Genomic DNA, 21,015 nt, shown 5'->3' on the forward strand with positions numbered 1-21,015 from the left:
TTGAGACTGCCTATGACGCAGCCGTCTTCCGGACGTCGATCACGGCCTGCGCCCATTCGGCGGGCCGTTCCTGCGGCAAATTATGTCCGGCATCGGTGAAGACGCGGCGCTCGAATGCGCCCTCGAACTTGCGCGCGTGATGGGCGGTGCCGGGATTGACGCCGTCGCTGTCGCCGTCGATCGCAATGGTCGGGACGCGGATCAGCGGCTGGCCGGCCAGCCTCGCCTCGATGGCGGCATAGGCGGGGTCGCCCGCGACCAGCGCGTAGCGGTGGCGGTAGGAGTGGATCACGACGTCGACGAAATCAGGATTGTCGAACGATGCCGCGCTTTTCTCGAACGTGGCGTCGTCGAATTTCCATTTCGGCGACCACATCGCCCAGAGCTGGCGCGCAAAGCCGCGCCGGTTGCGCTCCAGCGCACGGCGGCCGCGCTCGTTGTGGAAGAGATATTGATACCAGAGCGCCGCCTCCTCCGGCGGCGAGGCCGGCTCCATGGCGCGGGCGATGTTCTGGATGTTGTAGGAATTGCCGGAGACGAGGCCGATCACCCGCTCCGGATGGAGCGCTGCGACCACGCAGGCCGCACGCCCGCCCCAGTCATAGCCGCCGACGACGGCGCGCTCGATGCCGAGCGTGTCCATGAAAGCCAAGAGATCGGCGCCGAGCGCCGCCTGCTCCCCGGAGCGCAAGGTCGACGCGCTGCGGAAACGCGTCGGCCCATAGCCGCGCAGCCACGGCACCAGCACCCGCGCGCCGGCCTCTGCAAGGATCGGCGCCGTCTCGGCATAGGCGTTCACGTCGTAGGGAAAGCCGTGGCCCATGATGCAGGGCCAGCCGCCGGGCGCGCCATATTCGCGATAGGCGATGTCGAGGACGTCCGTGGTGACGGTTTTTTCTTGCATGGTTTTCTCACGGAATTGGGAGGCCGTAGCCCGGATGGAGCGCAGCGCAATCCGGGATTCTACAACATGCACCGGCCCCGGATTGCGCTGCGCTTCATCCCGGCTACAAGAACGGCCTATTTCTGCGGCCCCGACAGCGAGATGTCGCGCTCGGCGCGGAACACGTTGCTGTAGAGGTTGGCGATCCATTGCCGGCCGATCTCGGTCTTGTTGAGATAACCGATCTCGGTCTGGATGTGCGGTGCGACGCTGTTCCAGTAGAACTGTGGATAGCGGTTCACGATGTCGGCCGGCGAATCGTAGCCGAGCTGGCGATTCATGCCGACCTCCTCGAACTCGTAATAGAGCGCGTTGGCCTTGCGCAGATAGTTGGGGTCGCCGAGCTGGCCGATGAAGTCGGCCGCGCGCAGGATCGAGGCCTCGTCGTCGTATTCCTGTCCCTGGCGGGCCGGAAAGCGCGTCCCCTCGATGGCGCGGGCAACGCGCTCCGGATCGACGCCGGGAATATGCCGCAGCCGCCGCGTCACATACAGCTTCGAGCGGTCGACGTGATACATCATCAGGCTCGCGTCCGACGCGCCGCGCGGCAACGAGATCTTGGTGTCGGCCGCGTCGATCACGAAGCCGTCGGAATCGTCCTCCTCGAACAGCCCGCGCACATAGCCGATGTCGTGGGCGAGGCAGGCGATCAGGACGTGGACGTAATCCTCGGCCGACAGATGGGTATGAAGGCTTCGGCCGCCGAGGATGGCCTGGGCTGCCAGCGTCACCAGCATCGTGTGCTCGATATTGTGATAGAGCGCATCGCTATTGCCGATGCATTCCATCGCGGTGCGGGTCGCGCTCTCGACGATATTGGCGGACGTCTCATCGTACCGGCGACGCATGAACTTCCCGAGGAAGTCCTCGAGGGATTCAGCCGCCAGTCTCGGCAAGGTTATCATGGATGCAGCCCCGTCCGCCGCTGGTGTCCCATGCCATCTCCCGACGTCTCTGTTGTTCTCGGCGCGGCGCCAGCATAGCCCATCTTGGGCCGGCTGACCAAATTCCGTATCAAAAATTCGTAAATATGTTACATTTCCGCTGCGCAACATTGCGGTTGTGGTTATGCTTCGCTACAGCCTGAAGGCGATTGCACCGGAAGGGCCCGGGCCTGCCTGTCGCTCTACGGGGCCGACAGGATGTCGGCGCCGTCTGCCGAGCGCGACAGGCTTCTGGCCAGATAGAACAGCTCGACCAGCTTGCCGCGTTTGCCGGCCAGCGAGAAGATGTATTCGGGCGATTCCGCCTCGATTTCCGCGATCGCCACCTTGGCGATGCGATCGACGCGGCTCGAGCCGTGCTCCCAGACAAAGCCGACACCGAGCCGGTTGGCGACCGCCTCCAGCATTCCTTCGCGCGTGTTGACGACGATCGCCGGAGCAGCACGCAGATTGACGGCGCGAAACGCCCTGTCGACGACGCGCTGCGTCGCGGAATCCCGGGTCCGAAACACCAGCGGATATTGCATCAGGCTGACGGCGGACACGCGCGATTCCCGACTGAGGTCGTGAACGGGATGGCAGATCGCGACGACGCGCTGCTGCACGCAGGGCTCGCGACGGAAGCGATTGTCCTGCGGCACCTCCGGCAGCACGGCGACATCGACGCGCTGGTCGACCACCGCCGCCATGATCGCAGACCAGCTCCCGATCTCGATATTGATCTGGATCTTCGGATACAAATTGCGAAACGCCGCGATCAGCGCCATTCCCGGCATGGCGTTGCCGAGCCCGATGCGAAGCTCGCCCCCCGACAGCTCATCGCGCTGCTCGAGGATGGCCTGGGCATCCGCCTCGAGTGCCTGCATACGGTTCGTTGCGGCGTAGAGTCGCCGGCACAGCGGCGTCGGGATCAGGTTCTGTCCGTGGCGGTCGAACAGCGCAACGGCGAACTCGGCCTCGAGATCGCGCACCAGCTGCGCAATTGCGGGCTGCGACACGCCCAGTTTCCTGGCCGCGGCGGCAAAACTGCCGGTGTCGAACACCGCGTTGACCGCCCGGACACGCGACGACGTCAACGCCACGACAAGAACTCCAAGACCGGCATCCCGGATTCAGGACGCCGCAAAAGCAAAACCTGGGATCAGCATAGGCAATGCCATTGACCGTTATGTGAATGTCAGATGCCGTCCCTACTCCTCATGCGCCGCAACAGGCAGCAGGGGACCAGCGCGAATGGCGCAAATCGAGCTTTCCACGATCCGCAAATCCTTCGACGGGACCGACGTCCTGAAAGGCATCGATTTCCGGATCGAGGACGGCGAGTTCATCTCGCTGGTCGGTCCTTCCGGCTGCGGCAAGTCGACCCTGCTCCGCATCATCGCCGGGCTGGAGCCGCAGAATTCCGGCCAGGTCCATATCGACGGCCGCCCCGTAGACGGCATTCGCCCGAGCGCGCGCAACCTCGCGATGGTCTTCCAGTCCTATGCGCTCTATCCGCATTTGAGTACCTTCGACAACATCGCGGTGCCGCTGCGGATGCGGCGCCTTTCCGCGATCGAACGGCTGCCGCTGCTCGGCCCGCTGCTGCCGGGCCGGCGCGCCAAGGAACGGACCATCCGCGCCGACATCACGGCGATCGCCGAGCAGCTCGACATCGCGCCATTGCTGCGGCGCAAGCCAGGGCAATTGTCCGGCGGACAGCGGCAACGCGTCGCAGTCGGACGCGCCATGGTGCGCGAGCCCCGCGCCTTCCTGTTCGACGAACCGCTCTCCAACCTCGACGCGAAGCTGCGTGTCCACATGCGCGCCGAGCTCGCCGAGCTGCATCGCCGCCTCAAGGCAACGTTCGTCTATGTCACGCACGACCAGGCCGAGGCGATGACCATGTCGAGCCGGATCGCCGTCATGATGGCCGGTGAGCTGATTCAGGTCGGGACGCCCGCAGAGATCTACGACGACCCCGGCGACATCCGTGTTGCCGAATTCATCGGCAGCCCCAAGATCAACATCCTTCCCGGGCGGGTCCGTAAGGACGGCGGCATCGACGTGCTGGGCACCGCTCTGCGGCTTGGGTGTGGCGCGGCCGCGGGCGACTGCCGTGTCGGCGTGCGTCCGGAGCGGATCGAGCTGGGCGCGGGGCCATTCTCCGGAAGTGTCGTTCATCTGGAAAACCTCGGCGCCGAGGCCTTCGTGCACCTTGCGATCGAAGGCGCCGGGGCACGCCTGATCGCGCGGCTTGGCGACGTCCGGCAGTTGCCTGCGATGGGCCGTGCCGTCACGTTCGGCTTCGCGCCCGACGCGGTGCGGGCTTTCGATCCGGCCGGGAAGCGGATCGAGCTCAGGGTCGAGCAGGCCGAGCGCATCCGTGAGCCCGCCCATGTCTGACGGCTCCATCACCATCGACGCGGCGATCGTCCCCGCCGGCACCGCAAGGCGGTCGCTGCCGGCGCATGGCAGCCGGCGCACATATTCCGCTTACGCGCTGGTGGCGCCGGCCGCCGCGCTCATGCTGGTCATGCTGCTCGGTCCGCTCGCCGGCGTGATCGCCCTCTCCTTCACCGATTATCAGCTGGGCGCGCCGCACTTCTCCTGGATCGGGCTCGCCAACTACCAGGACCTGTTCGCCGACAAGGTGTTCTGGACCGCGCTGCGCAACACGCTGACCTATGTCGTGGTCGTGGTGCCCGGCGCCGTGATCGCAGGCCTTGCGATCGCGCTTCTGATCCAGAGCGGCACCAGCCTGCGCAGCCTCTATCGGACCATCTATTTCCTGCCTGTCATGGCGACCCTGATCGCGATGGCGGTGGTGTGGGAATTCATGCTGCATCCGCAATTCGGTCTGGTGAACGGGCTGTTGCGCGGCGCGGGCCTGCCGGCCTTCGCCTGGCTGCAGGATCGCAGCACCGCCCTCTATGCGCTGTGCGCGATCGGCATCTGGCAGGCGGTCGGCTTCAACATGGTGCTGTTCCTCGCGGGCCTCGTCTCCATTCCCAGGCAACTTTACGAAGCGGCCGAAATCGACGGTGCCTCGAGCGGCTGGGCACGCTTCCGCCTCGTGACATGGCCGATGCTGGGCCCGGTCACGACCTTCGTCGTCGTGATCTCCGGCATCCGCTCGTTCCAGGTGTTCGACACCGTGCATGTGCTGACCAAGGGCGGCCCGTCGAAATCCACCGAGGTCCTGATCCACACCATGTACACGGAAGGCTTCGAGTTCTTCCGTTCGGGCTACGCCGCGGCGATCACGGTCGTCTTCCTGGTCTTCGTCCTCGCGCTCACGCTGATCAAGTCGAGGCTCGCCGATCGCGGCGTGCATTACACATGAGCAACACACATTCCGTCACGTTCCGGGCGATCCTGCGCCACGTGCTCCTGATCGCGGGCGCCGCGCTCATGCTCGCGCCTTTCATCTGGATGATCTCGACCGCGTCCAAGCCGCAGACCGAAATCTTCTCCAGCGAGCTGCATCTGATCCCCCACCGGTTCGCGCTGTGGGACAATCTGCGCGAGGCCTTCGCCAAGGCCAATCTGCTGCGCTTCCTGCTCAACGGCGTCATCGTCACGGTCTCGATCTTCGTGCTGCAGGTCATGGTGGCGCTGCCGGCGGCCTACGCGCTGGCAAAGCTTCGCTTCCTCGGCCGCGAGACGCTGTTCGCCCTGGTCCTGTTCGGGATCCTGATCCCGCCGCAGGCGACCGCGATCCCGGTCTTCCTGCTGCTGCACAAGGTCGGCCTGCTCGACAGCTATGCCGCGCTCGTCCTGCCCTTCACGATCTCGGTGTTCGGCATCTTCCTGATGCGCCAGTTCTTCAAGACCGTGCCCGACGATCTCGTCGATGCCGCGCGCATGGACGGCATCTCCGAGTTCGGCATCGTCTGGCGGGTGATGCTGCCCGCCGCGATCCCGGCCGTGACCGCGTTCGGCATCTTCTCCGTGGTCGCGCATTGGAACGACTATTTCTGGCCGCTGATCGTGCTCAACAGCGAGCAATTGCGGACGCCGCCGCTTGCGGTCGCGCATTTCCGCAACAACGAGGCCGGTACCAGCTACGGCCCGCTGATGGCCGCGGCGATGGTGATCATCGCGCCGCTCGTGATCGCTTTCCTCTTTGCCCAGCGCCGCTTCATCGAGGGCATCACCCTCACCGGGATCAAGTAACCGCGTCACCTCAAACAGGAGTCTATCCATGCTGAAGTCCATCATCGCCGCGGCGGCTCTGTCGCTTGCGGCCGGCTCTGCGCTCGCGCAGACCCAGACCGAGATCGTGATGCAGTATCCGTATCCGGAGCTGTTCACCGAGACCCACAAGCGCATCGCCGATGAGTTCGCCAAGGTGCACCCGGAGATCAAGGTGACGATGCGGGCGCCTTACGAATCCTACGAGGACGCCACCCAGAAAGTGCTGCGCGAAGCCGTCACCAATCAGATGCCTGATGTCTCCTTCCAGGGCCTGAACCGCATCCGCGTCCTGGTCGACAAGAACATCCCGGCCCCGCTCGACGGCTACATCGCCGCGGAAAAGGACTTCGACAAGCAGGGCTTCCACCAGGCGATGTACGACATCGGCACCGCCGGCGGCAAAGTCTACGCCCTCCCCTTCGCGATCTCGCTGCCGATCGTCTACGTCAATCTCGACCTCGTGAAGCAGGCCGGCGGCGACGTGAACAATTTGCCGAAGAGCTGGGACGAGCTGCTCACGCTCGCCAAGAAAATCAAGGCGCTCGGCAACGACACCAACGGCGTCACCTATGCCTGGGACATCACCGGCAACTGGCTCTGGCAAGCCCCGGTCTTCGCGCGCGGCGGCACCATGCTCAACGCCGACGAGACCAAGGTCGCCTTCGACGGCGTGGAAGGCAAGTTCGCCATCAACATGATCGCGCGGCTCGTCAACGAGGGCGGCATGCCCAACCTCGACCAGCCGTCGATGCGCGCGGCGTTCGCGGCCGGCAAGACCGGCTTTCACGTCACCTCGACCTCGGACCTCAACAAGGTCACGCAGATGACCGGCGGCAAGTTCGCGTTGAAGACGATTCCGTTCCCGGACGTGGCCTCCCCGAACGGCAGGCTGCCGGCCGGCGGCAATGTCGTGCTGATCCTCGCCAAGGACAAGGCCAAGCGCGACGCAGCCTGGGAAGCGGTGAAGTTCTGGACCGGCCCCAAGGGCGCTGCGATCATGGCGGAGACCACCGGCTACATGCCGCCCAACAAGGTCGCCAACGAGGTCTATCTGAAGGACTTCTACGTCAAGAACCCCAACAACTACACCGCGGTCGGCCAGCTCCCGCTGCTCACCAAATGGTACGCCTTCCCCGGCGACAACGGCCTGAAGATCACCGACGTCATCAAAGATCACCTCAACACGATCGTCTCGGGCGCCCGCGCCAAGGAACCCGACGCGGTCCTCGCCGACATGACGGCGGACGTGCAGAAGCTGCTGCCGAAGACCACCGGCACGGCGCGCTGAACATCACGACACCGCCAACCACGGGGCGCCGCCGGCGCCCCGTGCCGCAGGAACGGGAAAGAACGATGAAGCTGCTTCACTTGAGCGACATTCACCTGACGGCACCCGGCTCGACCATCGGCGGGCGCGATCCGCGCACCAATTTCGAGCGGGCGCTGGCGCATGCCTTGAAGGATCACCACGACGCCGAGTTGATGGTGATCACCGGCGATCTCTCGGATTGGGGCGATGCCGCCGACTATTACTGGCTCAAGCAGCGCCTCGACGACTATCCGCTGCCGGTCCGGCTTTGCATCGGCAACCATGACCGACGCGCCGCCTTCCTCAGCGTGTTCCCCGATCTCGCCGACGACAATGGCTTCGTCCAGGGCATCCACGACACCGCTGCCGGCCGCTGCCTGTTCCTCGACACCGCCCATCCCGACACGCATGCCGGCCGCTATTGCGACGACCGCCTCGGCTGGCTCGAGGCACGGCTTGCCGAGCATGACGGCCCGCTCCTGCTGTTCATGCATCATAACCCCATGCCGGTGCATCTCGCCCCGCTCGACCAGATCCGCCTGCTCGACGACGCACCGTTCCGGCGTCTCGTCGGCCGCAACCGGTCGAAGATCCGTCACGTCTTCTTCGGGCATTGTCACTTGCCTCTGGCCGGATCCGTCGCAGGCGTTCCCGTCTCGTCGCTGCGCGGCACCAACCATGCGAGCTATCCGCTGTTCTCCGAGACCAAATTGCTGAGCGCGTCCGACCTGCCGCAGGCCTATGGCGTCGTGTTCTTCGGGGAAGACTATGTGACCGTGCACATGGTGGAATACGGCTACGACGGTCCCATCCGCGTCGAAGGTTCGCCCGACTACCAGGCCTGGGATCGCGCGACCATGGTTCGGTGACCGGCGAGCGGCGAGCATCGGGGCGTGTACTCATAAACCGCGCGACACTTCTTGGAGAGTCCGCTCCGCCTCTGACAGCGGCGCGTTGGCGTCACTTCACCCAAGGTCGAAGATGGGCCAGAAGAGACATTCGCCTTGACGCCATTTCCACGGCCGGGTGCGTCCGCTGCTGACGCTCAGTCAGCGGACGCGCCGTAGCGGCTGAGCACCGGATCGATCTCAAGTTCGTTGGCCAGGAAATCGATCATTGCTCGCACCTTGAGCGGGACGAAGCGGCGTGACGGGTATACCGCATTGAGCGGCAGAGGCTTGGGCTCGTACGACCTGAGCAGAACCTGCACCTTCTTGTGCTCCACCTCATTCGAGAACGCGAATGCCGGGATGACGGCGATGCCGAGATCGGCAAGCACGCCCTCACGCACGGCTTCCGAGTTGTCGACGCGATAGCGGCCAGAGACATCCACCACCAGCGGCCCATCCTTGCTCTCAAAGTGCCATCGATTGCCCGTGGCGAGGCGCGTGTAGACGATGCACTGATGGCGTGCGAGGTCGGCAGGCGCGCGTGGTGTGCCGTGCGCCTTGAGGTAGGCCGGTGAAGCTACCGTAACCCGGCGCACCATGCAGATCTTGCGCACAACCAGGCTCTGGTCGGTGATCTCGCCAACGCGTAACGCCAGGTCGATGCCCTGCTCGACGAGATCGACGAAGCTATCGCTCATCGTCACGTCGATCGACAGATCCGGATAGCGCGAGAGGAAGCCGGCGAGGCGAGGCACGATATGTCGACGGCCGAGCACAACAGGTACCGCGAGGCGCAGCGTCCCGGTCGGCTTCGCCTGTCGCCGGCCGACCGCGTTTTCCGCCTCGCCGACGGCCTCCAAAGCGCGCAGCGCATGCTCGTAGAATGCGCGGCCGTCGTCGGTCAGCGTCAGAGCACGCGTCGTGCGGGTGAGAAGGCGCGAGCCGAGATGCTCCTCAAGCGCTGCGATCTGCCGGCTGATCGTCGGCTGCGTCGAGTTCTGTTCGATAGCGACCGCGGTGAAGCTGCCGGATTCGACCACGCGGACGAACGTCTTCATCGGGCCCAGCAGATCCATATCATTCATACGCCTTTCGTATCAATCATATGAAATCTGTAGGCGTTCCGCAAGTTCTAGACATGTTTCATTGATGCATCGCAGGCGACGACGGCGCCGCCGGGACGCAACGCTACGGAGATGATCATGAGCGCAGAAACCAACTCAGTACCGGCCTATTTCAGCCGCTACGCCCACCTCCGCATGAGCCGTGACGCAGACGGGATATTACTGGTCGAGATGCATACAGACGGCGGCCCGATCAAATTTGATGCGCGCGACCATGAAGGGTTCACGGACGCCTTTTACGAGATCAGCCGCGATCGGGGAAATAAGGTCGTCATCCTGACTGGCATCGGCGACTACATGGCCGAAATCGACTTTGGCAGCTTCGGCAATGTCGGCGATGCAAATGTCTGGTCGAAAGTGCACGACGAAGGCACCCAGATCCTCGAGAACATCGCCAACATTCGCGTGCCGATGATCGCCGCCATCGAGGGCAAGGCGCACATCCACACCGAGTATGCGCTGCTCGCCAACGTGATTGTTGCTTCCAAGACGGCGACTTTCCACGATCTGCCGCATTTCGCCGGCGGGATCGTCCCAGGCGATGGCGTTTACACGACGTGGTCGTATCGCGCTGGAGCGGGCCGGACCGAGGCGTTCCTCCTCAGCCCGCGTCCGGTCGCGGCTGAGGAAGCCGCAGCATGGGGCGTCGTGAATTATCTGGCGGATGCCGGCTGTGCCGTGACGGTCGCCCGTGATCTGGCGCAGCAATACCTCAAGCAACCCGAGGTGACGCGCCGCAATACCCGCATCCACTTCATCCAGCCCCTGAAAGAGCGGATCGTCCGCGAAGTCGGCTACGGACTCGCACTTGAAGGCGCCAGCGCGAACGCGCTCGTTCAACAGATGATGGCCGCGTCAAAAACCTGAGCACCGGTCGAAATTGGCCGGCTTCAATACCTTAGCCACCGAACATTCCGGAGAACGATCATGTCCCTGCAAACCGAACTCGACTCCTTCAAGACATCCTGGCGCGAACGCGTCGGCGCTGAAACCGCGAAGCTCGTCGACGACGACAATGCGGCGCTGCAGTCGCTGGCCGATCGCGCGCTCCAGGCCGGTGCACAGTTTCCGGAAAGGCAACTGCCGAACCAGATCGGTGGCGCGACGGATCTCGGCGCTCTGATCGCGAGCGGCCCCCTCGTTGTGACTTTCTATCGCGGTGGCTGGTGTCCCTATTGTAACCTCGAACTGCGCGCCTACCAGAAAGCACTGCCTGAATTCAAGGCGCTTGGCGCCCGCCTCGTCGCCATCTCGCCGGAGACGGCAGACAACACGCTGACGACCGCGGAGAAGAACGCTCTGAGCTTCGACGTGTTGAGTGATACGGACGGTGCGCTGGCGGATGCACTCGGCATCCGCTTCCAACTCTCGCCAGCCATCAAGGCACTTTACCAGAAATTCGGCCACGACCTGCCGACCCGCAACGGGGACGGACAGTGGTCGCTGCCAATGCCGGCAAGCTACGTCATCGAGAAGGGCGGCCGCATCGCATTGGCGAGCGTCGATCCCGACTACCGCAACCGGATGGATCCGGCCGTAGCGCTCTCGGCGCTGCGCAAGATCGCCGTCGCGTCCTGATCTGAGATCTTAAGAGCAAGAGAGATGGTCATGAGCACGTCCCTTTGCACGGCCGCCGTACCGAATTTGCCCTCGCAGGTGGCTCTGCGCGATCGCCCGGAAGTGCGCGGCCTTGCGCTCGGCTTACTGGCGGCGAGCATATGGGGCTCCTATCTGGCCATGGCGCGCGCCGGTGTCTCGGCGGGTCTCCACGCCACCGACATCGCAGCGATCCGGTACGGCGTCGCTGGATTGATCATGCTGCCGTGGTTGTTGAGGCGCGGGATCATGGACATGGCCGGCATGGGTATGAAGAAGGGCGCCTCCCTGACACTGCTGGTCGGGCCGCTCTTCGTCATAACCGGTGTGTCAGGCTATTCATTTGCGCCGCTCGCCCATGGTGCCGTCATCCAGCCGGCAGCGCTGACGCTCGGGTCTATCGGACTGGCATTTCTGGTCCTGGGCGATCGGCCGACGATTGCACGCGTTGCAGGTGTCGCCATAATCCTCGCCGGGCTCGCCGTGATTGCCGGGCCTGGCTTGATGACCGGGACGGCATTGACGCCGATCGGCGACCTGTTATTCGCGGCAGCCGGCCTGATGTGGGCAGTGTTTACGGTCCTCAGCCGCCACTGGGGCGTGTCGCCGGTCGCTGGCACCGCTGTTGTCTCGGTGCTTTCAGCAACTGTCTACGTTCCCGGCTACTTCCTGGTGATCGGAGCAGATCGTCTCTTGGCAGCTCCCTTGCCGATGCTCGCAGCGCAGATCCTGGTGCAAGGCGTTCTTTCAGGCGTCGTTGCTGTCATCGCTTTCTCGAAGGCCGTTCAAGTCATTGGTGCCGGGCGCGCCGCCGTCTTTCCGGCCCTCGTCCCAGCCGTCGCCATCCTGATCGGCATGCCAATCACAGGCGAGGTTCCGAACAGTCTCCAACTCGCAGGCTTGGCCCTGGTCAGCACCGGGTTGCTGGTGGCGCTCGGCGCGATCGCTCTGCGCAAGCCTCGGAGTCACTGAGAACCTGAGGCAACAAAGAGTTTGAAAGTCGGCAAAATGGAAACAACGACGCAGCCGTTGCGGCCGTCAGCGACAGCGCCGACTTCCGCAGCGGGTCACCAGTTACCGATGACATTCAAGATGGCAGACTTCCGCCCTGCGCTGGTACGCTCACGATTCTGAGCACACGCCCTACTCCACCAGCAGCACATCGACGGCGACGCCGAGCTTCTGCTTCGGCGAGCCGACGATGATGCCGTCGACCGGCGAGACGTCGGAGAAATCGCGCCCGACCGCAAGCACGATATGGTCGTTGCCGATCAGGAGATCATTGGTCGGATCGAGATCGACCCAGCCGAGCTCCGCCCCGCACCACAGCGACACCCAGGCATGGGTGGCGTCGGCGCCCTGCAAACGCGGCTGGCCCGCCGGCGGAATGGTGCGTAAGTATCCGCTGACATAGGCCGCCGGCAGGCCGAGCCCGCGCAGCCCCGCGATCATCACATGGGCGAAGTCCTGGCAGACGCCGTGGCGCTTGTCGAACACCTCGTTCAGCGGCGTCGAGATCACCGTTGCCTTGGCGTCGTAGCGAAACTGGTTGCGGATACGATGCATCAGATCGACCGCACCTTTGAGGACGCCAGCGCCCGATGGAAAGCTCTCGGCAGCATAGGCGCTGACCGGACGCAGCACCGGCACCAGCGGACTCGCGAAGACATAGCCGACCGGCGAGGCCGGTCCGAGGCTGGTCGCTTCGAAGGCAATGTCGCGAACGCTCTCCCAGGGTGGACTCGCGGCATCGCGCGGCCGCGGCTGACGCGACACCGAGACGCGCGAGCGCGAATCGATCCGCAAGTTGCGATGCGCGGCCTCGATCACGATGCTCTCGGTCAGCGCACCGAAGAAATCGCGCCGCACATTGCGCTCTGCGGGGCGCGGGCGGATCTCGACGCTGTGCGAGATCAGCTCCTGGCCGCCGCCGCTGCGCGGCTCCAGCCGCAGCGTACAGCGGGCGAAGCTGACCGGGTTCTCGTATTCGTAAGTCGTGACGTGACGGATGTCGTAGATCACGCCAGCCCCGTCAGCTTTTCCGGCCGGGCGGCATTGGGACCGTGCGGGAAGTAGTGCTGCCCGATCGCATCCGCGAGGTTCAGCAAATCCTGCTCCAGCCCGAACAGGGTCTTGACCTGGAGCTTCTCGGCCTCGGCCGTTGCAAGCATCGCCTGCAGCGCCACCGCGAGCCGCTGCGGCTTCTCGATCAGGCCGTGCTCCTTCAGGCTCGGGAGCGCGGCGATGTGCTCGTTCAGCGTCGCCACCTGGAACGCCACCGAGCGCGGATTGTAGGGATCGAGCACCGCGAGGTCGCGCACCGGCGCCAGGATCGGCGCCAGCAGATAGCGCGAGCGGTAGGTGATCTGGCAATCCACCAGCGTCAGCAGGATGTCGAGGTCCTCGTCGCCGGCCTCGTCATAGGCGAACTGCCGTGCGAAGCGCGTGGTATTGATGGCGCGCTCGGTGCGGCGGCCGATGTCGAGGAAGCGCCAGCCGGCGGCGCGGTTCATGTTCTCCTGCGCAAGGCCGGCGAAGCTCGCCAGCTCCTGCAAGGTCAGCTCGGCCGCGCTCAGCACGCTGTCGTCGTCCTCGACCTCGTAGGCAAGGCGCTCGGCCATCTCGGTGATGACCTGCCAGGCATCGGGCGACAGCCGTTCGCGCAGGGATGTCGCCGTGCGCTGCGCCGCGCGCACCAGCGACAGCGCCGAGCCGAAACGGGCCTCGCTCTGCAGCGCTTCGGCCACGATGCGCCCGGGGGCCGCGCGCGAGGTCTGCGAGACCGCGCCCCAGGCCACCAACAGGCGCTGGATGCGCTCGCCCGATTGCAGCGAGGCCGCGGTGCCCTTGTTGGGTCCGCTCGGCGAGCCCAAGGCGCGCACGAGGCGCAGCGTCGCCTCGGCGCGCTCGAGGTAGCGGCCGAGCCAGAACAGATTGTCGGCAGCCCGGCTCGGCAGCACGCCGGCGATACGGCGGATGCGGACCTTGTCGGTCGCCGGCAGCAAGGTCGCGGTCGAGACCTGCTTGTCGGACACGATCCAGACGTCGGCGGCGCGGGCGCCGTCGCCCATCGACACCGCGCGCGCATCCGGCTGTTCGGCGATCCGGCAGAAGCCGCCGGGCATGATGGCCCAGCCGTCGGGCGTGGCGGCCGCGAACACGCGCAGCACGAACGGACGCGGCATGATCTGGCCCTGCTCCCACACCGGCATGGTCGAGAGCCGCACCACCTCCTGGCCGACATAGTCCATGCCGCGCGCGGCGATGGCATCGATCAGGCGCTTGCGGTCGTTCGCATCGAGCTCGCTCGCGAGCACCGGCCCCGCACTGTCGAAGCCGGGCACCCCGCGCCGATAGGCGCCTTCGATCGCGACCTCGTCGAGCCGCGCCAGCACTTCGTCGCGCGCGACGCGCTGGCCGCACCACCAGGTCGCGATATGCGGCATCTTCAGCTCTTCGCCGAGCAGGCGGCGGCTCAGCGCCGGCAGGAAGCCGAGCAGCGCCCGCGCCTCGAGCACGCCGGAGCCCGGCATGTTGGCGACGACGACGCCGTCCTTGCGCAGCACGTCGATCAGGCCGGGCACGCCGAGATGCGAGGAGGCGTCGAGCTCGAGCGGATCGAGCGAGTTGGAATCGACGCGGCGGAGCAGCACGTCTAACCGCTTCAGGCCGGCGACGGTGCGGATGTGGATACGGTTGTCGCTGACGGCGAGATCGTCGCCCTCGACCAGCAGGAAGCCGAGATAGCGCGCCAGCGTCGCGTGCTCGAAATAGGTCTCGCTGAAGCTGCCGGGGGTGAGCACGCCGATCCTGGGCTCGTCGCGGTCGGCACGCGCGCGAAGCGAGTCGCGGAACGCCTCGAAAAACGGCGCGACGCGCGGCACGTTCATCGACTTGTAGAGATCGGAAAAGGCGCGCGAGAGCACCAGACGGTTCTCCAGCGCGTAGCCCGCACCTGACGGCGCCTGGGTGCGGTCGCCGAGCACCCACCAGCGCCCGTCGGGACCGCGGCCGATGTCGGCGGCATAGAGCGACAGATAGCGCCCGCCCGGCGGCGGCACGCCGCAGACGGGACGGAGATATTCGGGACTGCCGGCGATCGCCGCCGCCGGCAGCGCGCCCTCGGCGACCAGCCGGCCCTCGCCGTAGATGTCGCGCAGCACCCGCTCGAGCAGCTCGGCGCGCTGGGTGATGCCGGCGCAAAGCTGCTGCCAGTCGGCCTCGTCGATCAGGAGCGGCAGATGGCTGATCGCCCAGGGCCGGTCGGCACTGTCGCCGGGCGCGCGGTAGGTGACGCCGGCCTCGCGCAGATGGCGGTCGGCCATGCCGAATCGGCGCTCGATCTCGTCGGGGGCGAGCGCGCCGAAGGCATCGAAAAAGCGGCTCCAGACCGCGCGCGGGGCGCCGTCGGGGCCCAGGAACTCGTCGGGAATGCCAGGCAGGCGCTTATATTCGCGGACCCATTGCGCGAAGCGGCGCTGGCCTTGCACCTTGCCCGCCTTGTCGTCCTCTTCCACTGCGCCCTCGGCCATGCGCCTCTCCCTGCCCCACCATCATACTCATTGCAGGAGCGGAGTCCGCAAGTCGAGGGTCAGCGGGAACTCATTTGTGCGTTCCTCGGGGGGCGGCTGGACCGGCCCCGGCGTATGACCGTGGTCCTGGAAGCGCGCCAGCCGCCGCGCCTCGGCCTCGTAGGTGTTGACCGGCTTGGTGTCGTAGCTGCGCCCGCCCGGATGGGCGACGTGGTAGACGCAGCCGCCGAGCGAGCGGCCGTTCCAGCTGTCGATCAGGTCGAAGGTCAGCGGCGCGTGGACGGGAATGGTCGGGTGCAGGCCGGAGGCCGGCTGCCAGGCCTTGAAGCGGACGCCGGCCACGGCCTCGGCCGAGCGACCGGTCGAGGTCATCGGCAGGCGGCGGCCGTTGCAGGTGACGATGTGGCGCCCCTCGACAAAGCCCTCCGCCTTGACCTGGAGGCGCTCGACCGAGCTATCGACATAGCGCACGGTGCCGCCGGCCGAGCCTTCCTCGCCCAGCACGTGCCACGGCTCCAGCGCCTGGCGCAGCTCCAGCGTCACGCCGCCATGATGGATGCGGCCGAAGGCGGGAAAGCGGAATTCGAGCTGGGCCAGATACCATTCCGGCTCGAACGGATAGCCGAACTGCTTCAGCTCGCCGAGAACGTCGAGAAAATCCTCCCAGATGAAATGCGGCAGCATGAAGCGGTCGTGCAGCGCGGTGCCCCAGCGCACGAACTTGCCGGCCTGCGGCTCGCGCCACATCTTGGCGATCAGCGCGCGGATCAAGAGCTGCTGCGCCAGCGACATGCGCGGGTCCGGCGGCATTTCGAGCGCGCGGAATTCGACGAGGCCGAGACGGCCGGTCGGACCATCGGGCGAATAGAGCTTGTCGATGCAGATCTCGGCGCGGTGGGTGTTGCCGGTGATGTCGACGAGCAGATGCCGGAACAGGCGGTCGACCAGCCACAGCGGCGCCTGGTAACCGGGCGGCGGCACGTGCGAGAGCGCGATCTCGAGCTCGTAGATGCTGTCGTGCCGGGCTTCGTCGATGCGCGGCGCCTGGCTGGTCGGGCCGATGAACAGGCCGGAGAAGAAATAGGACAGCGAGGGATGCCGCTGCCAGTACAGCACCAGGCTCTTGAGCAGATCGGGCCGGCGCAGGAACGGCGAGTCCTCAGGACTGGAGCCGCCGATCACGACGTGATTGCCGCCGCCGGTGCCGGTGTGGCGGCCGTCGACCAGGAAACGGTTGGCGCCGAGACGCACCTTGCCCGCGTCCTCATAGAGACCGGTGGTGATATCGACCGCTTCGCGCCAGCTCTTTGCCGGCTGGATGTTGACCTCGATGACGCCAGGGTCGGGCGTCACCTTGATGACCTCGATGCGCGGATCGAACGGCGGCGGATAGCCCTCGACATGGACGGAGAGTTGCATCTCCTCGGCGGTCGCCTCCAACGCGGCGACCAGTTCGAGATAGTCCTCGATGCGCTCGACCGGCGGCATGAAGGCGCAAAGCACGCCGTCGCGGACTTCGACCGACATCGCCGTGCGGACCGGGACGGACGTGTTGAGTTGTTCGGGCGCGGCCCGCGGCGGAGCTTCCGGGCGCGCTTCGAGGGTGAACACCGGAAGCTTGCCGCGCGCCTCCATCGGGTCGCGCTCGACGACGTAGGGATATTGGTTGGGTGGAACGTAGCCGAGCGACCCGATCGGCAGGCGCAAGCCGAGCGGTGAATCGCCGGGCATCAGGAACAGGTGATTGCGCCGGAGCTGCCAGCGTTCGCTGCGCCAGCGCGGCGGCGCGTTCCAGCGCTGCACCGGCAGCACGAAGCCGCGCGGCGTGTTGAGGCCCTGCTCGAACACGCGCGCCATGCGTGCGCGATCCTCCGGATTGGCCAATTTCGAGTCGGTCGGATCGACGTTGACGGGAAGCTCGGCTTCCTTCTGAAGCCAGAGCGCGGTGTCCTCGTAGGCCGGCATGATGTAGCCGGGATCGAGCCCGAGCCGCAGCGCCGCGCCCTCCATGAAGGTCTCGGCGTCCTTCGCCTCGGCGCGGCGTGGATTTTGGATCCTGGCGATGAGATCGCCATTCTTCCAGATCGGCGCGCCGTCCTTGCGCCAGTAGAGACCGAAGGCCCAGCGCGGCAGGCTCTCGCCCGGGTACCATTTGCCCTGGCCGTAATGCAGCAGACCGCCGGGCGCGAAACGATCGCGCAGGCGGCGGATCAGATCGTCGCCAAGCGCGCGCTTGGTCGGGCCGACCGCTTCCGTATTCCACTCCGCCGCTTCGAGATCGTCGACGGAGACGAAGGTCGGCTCGCCGCCCATGGTGAGCCGCACGTCCGCGCCGGCGAGATCACCATCGACCTGCTCGCCGAGATCGTTGAGCCGGGCCCAGGATTCGTCGGAGAAGGGTTTTGTGATGCGCGGCGCCTCGCGGATGCGCTTGACGCTCATGTCGAAGGCGAACTCGACCTCGGCAAAGCCGGCCCCGCCGGAGATCGGCGCGGCCGAGCGATAATGCGGCGTGGCGGCGACCGGGATGTGGCCCTCGCCCGCGAGCATGCCGGAGGTGGCATCGAAGCCGATCCAGCCGGCGCCCGGCAGATAGACCTCGGCCCAGGCGTGCAGGTCGGTGAAGTCGTTCTCGACCTCGGGCGGGCCCTCGATCGGATCGATGTCGGGACGGATCTGGATCAGATAACCGGAGACGAAGCGCGCCGCGAGCCCGAGATGACGCAGTGTCTGGATCAGGAGCCAGGCGGAGTCTCGGCACGAGCCGGCGCCGGAGGAGAGCGTCTCCTCCGGTGTCTGCACGCCGGGCTCCATGCGGATGATGTAGCGGACGTGCTTCTGAAGCTCGCGGTTGAGATCGACCAGGAAGTTGACGGTGTTCGGGGCTTCATGCGGGATCGTGTCGAGAAATTTCGCGAACAGGCGGTCGGGCTTGACGGTCTCGAGATAAGGCGCGAGCTCGGTTTTCAGGTCCTTGGTGTATTCGAACGGGAAGCTGTCCGCATACGGTTCGACGAAGAAGTCGAACGGGTTGACCGTGGTCATCTGCGCCGTGAAATCGACCTCGAATTTCAGCTCGGTGGTCTTCTCCGGGAAGACGTAGCGCGCCAGCCAGTTGCCTTGCGGATCCTGCTGCCAGTTCACGAAATGGTTGGATGGCGTGACCTTGAGCGAATAGCTCAGGATCGGCGTGCGTGTATGCGGCGCCGGGCGCAGGCGGATGGTTTGCGGTCCCAGATCGATCGGGCGGTCGTATTTGTAGTGCGTGACGTGATGCAATGCGACGTAGATCGACACGGGGTGCGGTGCTCCAGCAGCTTTTTTGAGCAGAACACCTGAGATGGATGCGATCAAGCACTAACAACGGGCAGCGCGTGCCTAGGAAGTATCCCTGCCGTTCGGGCGATCGACCGCACACGATGTCAGCGTTGGCACTCTGAAGCCTCTACGGCGTCATGGCCGGGCTCGTCCCGGCCATCCACGACCTTCTATTGCGGTCACCAAGAACGTGGATGCGCGGGACAAGCCCGGGCATGACGACATCTGGTGGGTGCGCCCTACGCCGCCGAGGTCAGCCGCTGCAGGAACTGCGTCACCTCGCGGCGGAGCGTCTCAACCTCGCCGTGGACGCGTTCGGAGGCGCTGTTGACGCGGCTGGCGACGCGGCCGGTGTCGGCGGCGGCCTCGCTGATGCCTGACACGTTGGAGGACACCTGCGAGGTGCCGGCGGAAGCTTCGTGGACGTTGCGGGCGATCTCGCGCGTCGCGGAACCCTGCTGCTCGATCGAGGCCGCAATGCTCGCGGTGATGCCGTCGATTTCGGCGATGGTCTGCGCGATCGCTTCGACCGCCGCGACCGAGTTGCTGGTCGATTGCTGCATCTCGCCGACCTTGGCGCTGATCTCCTCGGTCGCCTTTGCGGTCTGGTTGGCGAGGCTCTTGACCTCGGAGGCGACCACGGCGAAGCCGCGGCCGGCCTCGCCTGCCCGCGCCGCCTCGATCGTGGCGTTGAGCGCCAGCAGGTTGGTCTGCGAGGCGATTTCGCTGATCAGCTTGACGACGTCGCCGATCCGCATCGCGGCCTCCGCGAGGGTACGGATTTCGTTGCCGGCCCGGTTGGCTTCGTCGACGGCGCGTCCCGTGCTCGTGGTCGAGCCGGCCACCTGGCGGCTGATCTCCGCGATCGAGGATGCGAGCTGTTCCGCCGCACTCGCCACCGTCGCAACATTGCTCGAGGCCTGATCGGACGCACTGCGCATGCCGGAGGTCTGACGGCTCGTCGTCTCCGCCGCCGCCGCCATCTGGCCGGCGTCGGATTCAAGGTCGGTCGCGGCGCTCATCAGGCTGCCTGCGACCTCGTCGAGATGCGTGCCGAACTGTTTGGCAAGGCCTGCGATCTCCACCACGCGGCGGCCGAGGCTGTCGGTGCCGGCATTGATGACGGTTGCCGAGCGGCGGAACGAGCCGGGCAGTCCGCGCGCGAGGATCTTGCGGAAATACTTGCCGCGGCTGGCATAGTCCATCGATGCCGAAGCCTCGCGGACGAAGGCGTCGGCGATGTCGAGCATGTCGTTGACGGATTTCTGGATGGCGCCGATCCGCCCGGCCTGGCGCTCGCTCATGACCCGCGCTTCGAGATCGCCGCGCGCCGCCTTGCGGCAGACGTCAGCAACCTCGTCGACGGCCACGGCAACCCGGTGCTGGCACCAGAGCGCGTAGCCGAGCAGCAGGATCGCCGCTCCGAGCGGCGCGGCACTGATGATTCCGCTTCCGCCGAGCAGCGAGACGACGAACGCGATGCCGGCGAGAAGGCACGCGACTGCAGTCGCTCCCTGCGCCTTAGAGAGAGAGCACAAATTCATCGTAGCCAACACCGTTTTGCTTGAGCAGACCGACCATCATGTCGAAGCTCGCACGCATGCCGTCCTTGGCATTGGCGTGGCGCGCCTCTTCCGCGCAGAGCGCCTTGTAGATCGGTTTGATTTTCTCGACCGGCGCCGGATCGGGCCGGCGTCGATTGGAGTGATAGCCGATGATGTTGCCGCGATCGTCGAACGTCGGAGTGACGTGGGCGAACACCCAATAGTGGCTGCCGTCGCCGGCGAGATTGACGACGTAGGCGAAGATCTCCTGCTTGGTCTGGAGCGTATCCCACAGCAGCTTGAAGACGCAGCGCGGCATGTCCGGGTGGCGGATCAGGCTGTGGGGCGCGCCCATCAGCTCCTTCCAGGAGTACTTCGCCATGCGGAGAAAGACATCATTGGCGTAAGTGATACGGCCTTTGAGATCGGTCTTCGAGACGATCAGCTCCTCCTCGCCGAGGAGATTTTCCACGCCAGTTGGCCGTACCGCATGCGTCATCGTTGACGTGTCCTGTCAAAGGGGCAGCGCCCTCGAAGGAGTGGCCCGCATTGCTCAAGGATTACGACGGGAACTATTAATCATAGGTGACCAGAGGAATCCGTGCGGCTACGCGGTACCTCCGTAAAGTTACGTAA

The 21,015-nt window shown here is 65.7% G+C and carries 17 protein-coding genes; 8 read left to right on the top strand and 9 right to left on the bottom strand.

What is annotated here, in order from left to right; all coding sequences use genetic code 11:
• Positions 1-10 precede the first annotated feature (10 nt).
• The 3 genes from UNPF46_RS30580 to UNPF46_RS30590 all read right to left on the bottom strand — a co-directional run bounded on the left by UNPF46_RS30580 (position 11) and on the right by UNPF46_RS30590 (position 2,969).
• A complete protein-coding gene (locus tag UNPF46_RS30580) occupies positions 11-904 on the bottom strand; it encodes an alpha/beta fold hydrolase (protein WP_142252472.1) in 894 nt (297 codons plus the stop codon).
• 116 nt (positions 905-1,020) lie between these two features.
• Positions 1,021-1,848, bottom strand: a complete 828-nt coding sequence (locus UNPF46_RS30585) for an HD domain-containing protein (protein ID WP_142252473.1) — start codon at positions 1,846-1,848, stop codon at positions 1,021-1,023.
• Between the two features lie 221 nt (positions 1,849-2,069).
• The gene (locus UNPF46_RS30590; RefSeq protein ID WP_100178916.1) at positions 2,070-2,969 is read right to left on the bottom strand and encodes a LysR family transcriptional regulator; all 900 of its coding nucleotides are present in this window, start codon (positions 2,967-2,969) and stop codon (positions 2,070-2,072) included.
• Between the two features lie 151 nt (positions 2,970-3,120).
• On the opposite strand from UNPF46_RS30590, the gene UNPF46_RS30595 reads away from it, so the two are divergent.
• The 5 genes from UNPF46_RS30595 (at position 3,121) to UNPF46_RS30615 (ending at position 8,244) form a co-directional block, all read left to right on the top strand.
• Complete coding sequence (locus UNPF46_RS30595; RefSeq protein ID WP_100178917.1) at positions 3,121-4,272, top strand: ABC transporter ATP-binding protein; 1,152 nt, start codon at positions 3,121-3,123, stop codon at positions 4,270-4,272.
• Entirely contained in the window at positions 4,265-5,212 is a 948-nt protein-coding gene (locus tag UNPF46_RS30600; protein ID WP_142252474.1) for a carbohydrate ABC transporter permease, read from the top strand. Before UNPF46_RS30595 ends, UNPF46_RS30600 begins: the two co-directional genes overlap by 8 nt.
• Entirely contained in the window at positions 5,209-6,045 is an 837-nt protein-coding gene (locus UNPF46_RS30605; protein ID WP_142252475.1) for a carbohydrate ABC transporter permease, read from the top strand. The genes UNPF46_RS30600 and UNPF46_RS30605 overlap by 4 nt, the downstream gene beginning before the upstream one ends.
• Positions 6,046-6,073: 28 nt before the next feature.
• Positions 6,074-7,354 carry an ABC transporter substrate-binding protein gene (locus UNPF46_RS30610; protein ID WP_142252476.1) on the top strand — a complete coding sequence of 427 codons (1,281 nt, stop codon included), beginning with the start codon at positions 6,074-6,076 and terminating at the stop codon, positions 7,352-7,354.
• Positions 7,355-7,419: 65 nt separating this feature from the next.
• Positions 7,420-8,244 (top strand): phosphodiesterase, encoded by an 825-nt coding sequence (locus tag UNPF46_RS30615; protein WP_142252477.1) that lies wholly within the window; start codon positions 7,420-7,422, stop codon positions 8,242-8,244.
• A gap of 176 nt (positions 8,245-8,420) precedes the next feature.
• Here UNPF46_RS30615 and UNPF46_RS30620 read toward each other — a convergent pair whose 3' ends face one another.
• Entirely contained in the window at positions 8,421-9,350 is a 930-nt protein-coding gene (locus tag UNPF46_RS30620) for a LysR family transcriptional regulator (protein ID WP_246668765.1), read from the bottom strand.
• Between the two features lie 117 nt (positions 9,351-9,467).
• On the opposite strand from UNPF46_RS30620, the gene UNPF46_RS30625 reads away from it, so the two are divergent.
• From UNPF46_RS30625 to UNPF46_RS30635, 3 genes are read left to right on the top strand one after another with little or no spacing between them, the layout of a single operon-like run.
• A complete protein-coding gene (locus UNPF46_RS30625) occupies positions 9,468-10,256 on the top strand; it encodes an enoyl-CoA hydratase/isomerase family protein (RefSeq protein WP_142252478.1) in 789 nt (262 codons plus the stop codon).
• Positions 10,257-10,316: 60 nt separating this feature from the next.
• Positions 10,317-10,967 carry a peroxiredoxin-like family protein gene (locus tag UNPF46_RS30630; RefSeq protein ID WP_142252479.1) on the top strand — a complete coding sequence of 217 codons (651 nt, stop codon included), beginning with the start codon at positions 10,317-10,319 and terminating at the stop codon, positions 10,965-10,967.
• Between the two features lie 30 nt (positions 10,968-10,997).
• On the top strand, positions 10,998-11,957 hold the full coding sequence (locus UNPF46_RS30635) for a DMT family transporter (RefSeq protein WP_181770186.1): 960 nt from the start codon (positions 10,998-11,000) through the stop codon (positions 11,955-11,957).
• A gap of 171 nt (positions 11,958-12,128) precedes the next feature.
• Here UNPF46_RS30635 and UNPF46_RS30640 read toward each other — a convergent pair whose 3' ends face one another.
• The 5 genes from UNPF46_RS30640 to UNPF46_RS30660 all read right to left on the bottom strand — a co-directional run bounded on the left by UNPF46_RS30640 (position 12,129) and on the right by UNPF46_RS30660 (position 20,878).
• Positions 12,129-13,007 carry a transglutaminase family protein gene (locus UNPF46_RS30640; protein ID WP_142252481.1) on the bottom strand — a complete coding sequence of 293 codons (879 nt, stop codon included), beginning with the start codon at positions 13,005-13,007 and terminating at the stop codon, positions 12,129-12,131.
• Positions 13,004-15,517, bottom strand: a complete 2,514-nt coding sequence (locus UNPF46_RS30645) for a circularly permuted type 2 ATP-grasp protein (protein WP_142252482.1) — start codon at positions 15,515-15,517, stop codon at positions 13,004-13,006. Before UNPF46_RS30645 ends, UNPF46_RS30640 begins: the two co-directional genes overlap by 4 nt.
• A gap of 27 nt (positions 15,518-15,544) precedes the next feature.
• On the bottom strand, positions 15,545-18,814 hold the full coding sequence (locus UNPF46_RS30650; protein WP_142252483.1) for a transglutaminase family protein: 3,270 nt from the start codon (positions 18,812-18,814) through the stop codon (positions 15,545-15,547).
• Between the two features lie 260 nt (positions 18,815-19,074).
• A complete protein-coding gene (locus UNPF46_RS30655; RefSeq protein ID WP_174719090.1) occupies positions 19,075-20,379 on the bottom strand; it encodes a methyl-accepting chemotaxis protein in 1,305 nt (434 codons plus the stop codon).
• On the bottom strand, positions 20,357-20,878 hold the full coding sequence (locus UNPF46_RS30660; protein WP_142252484.1) for a PAS domain-containing protein: 522 nt from the start codon (positions 20,876-20,878) through the stop codon (positions 20,357-20,359). Before UNPF46_RS30660 ends, UNPF46_RS30655 begins: the two co-directional genes overlap by 23 nt.
• Between the last annotated feature and the right edge of the window lie 137 nt (positions 20,879-21,015).

The sequence above is a fragment of the Bradyrhizobium sp. UNPF46 genome (assembly GCF_006658625.1).
GTDB lineage: Bacteria > Pseudomonadota > Alphaproteobacteria > Rhizobiales > Xanthobacteraceae > Bradyrhizobium > Bradyrhizobium nitroreducens.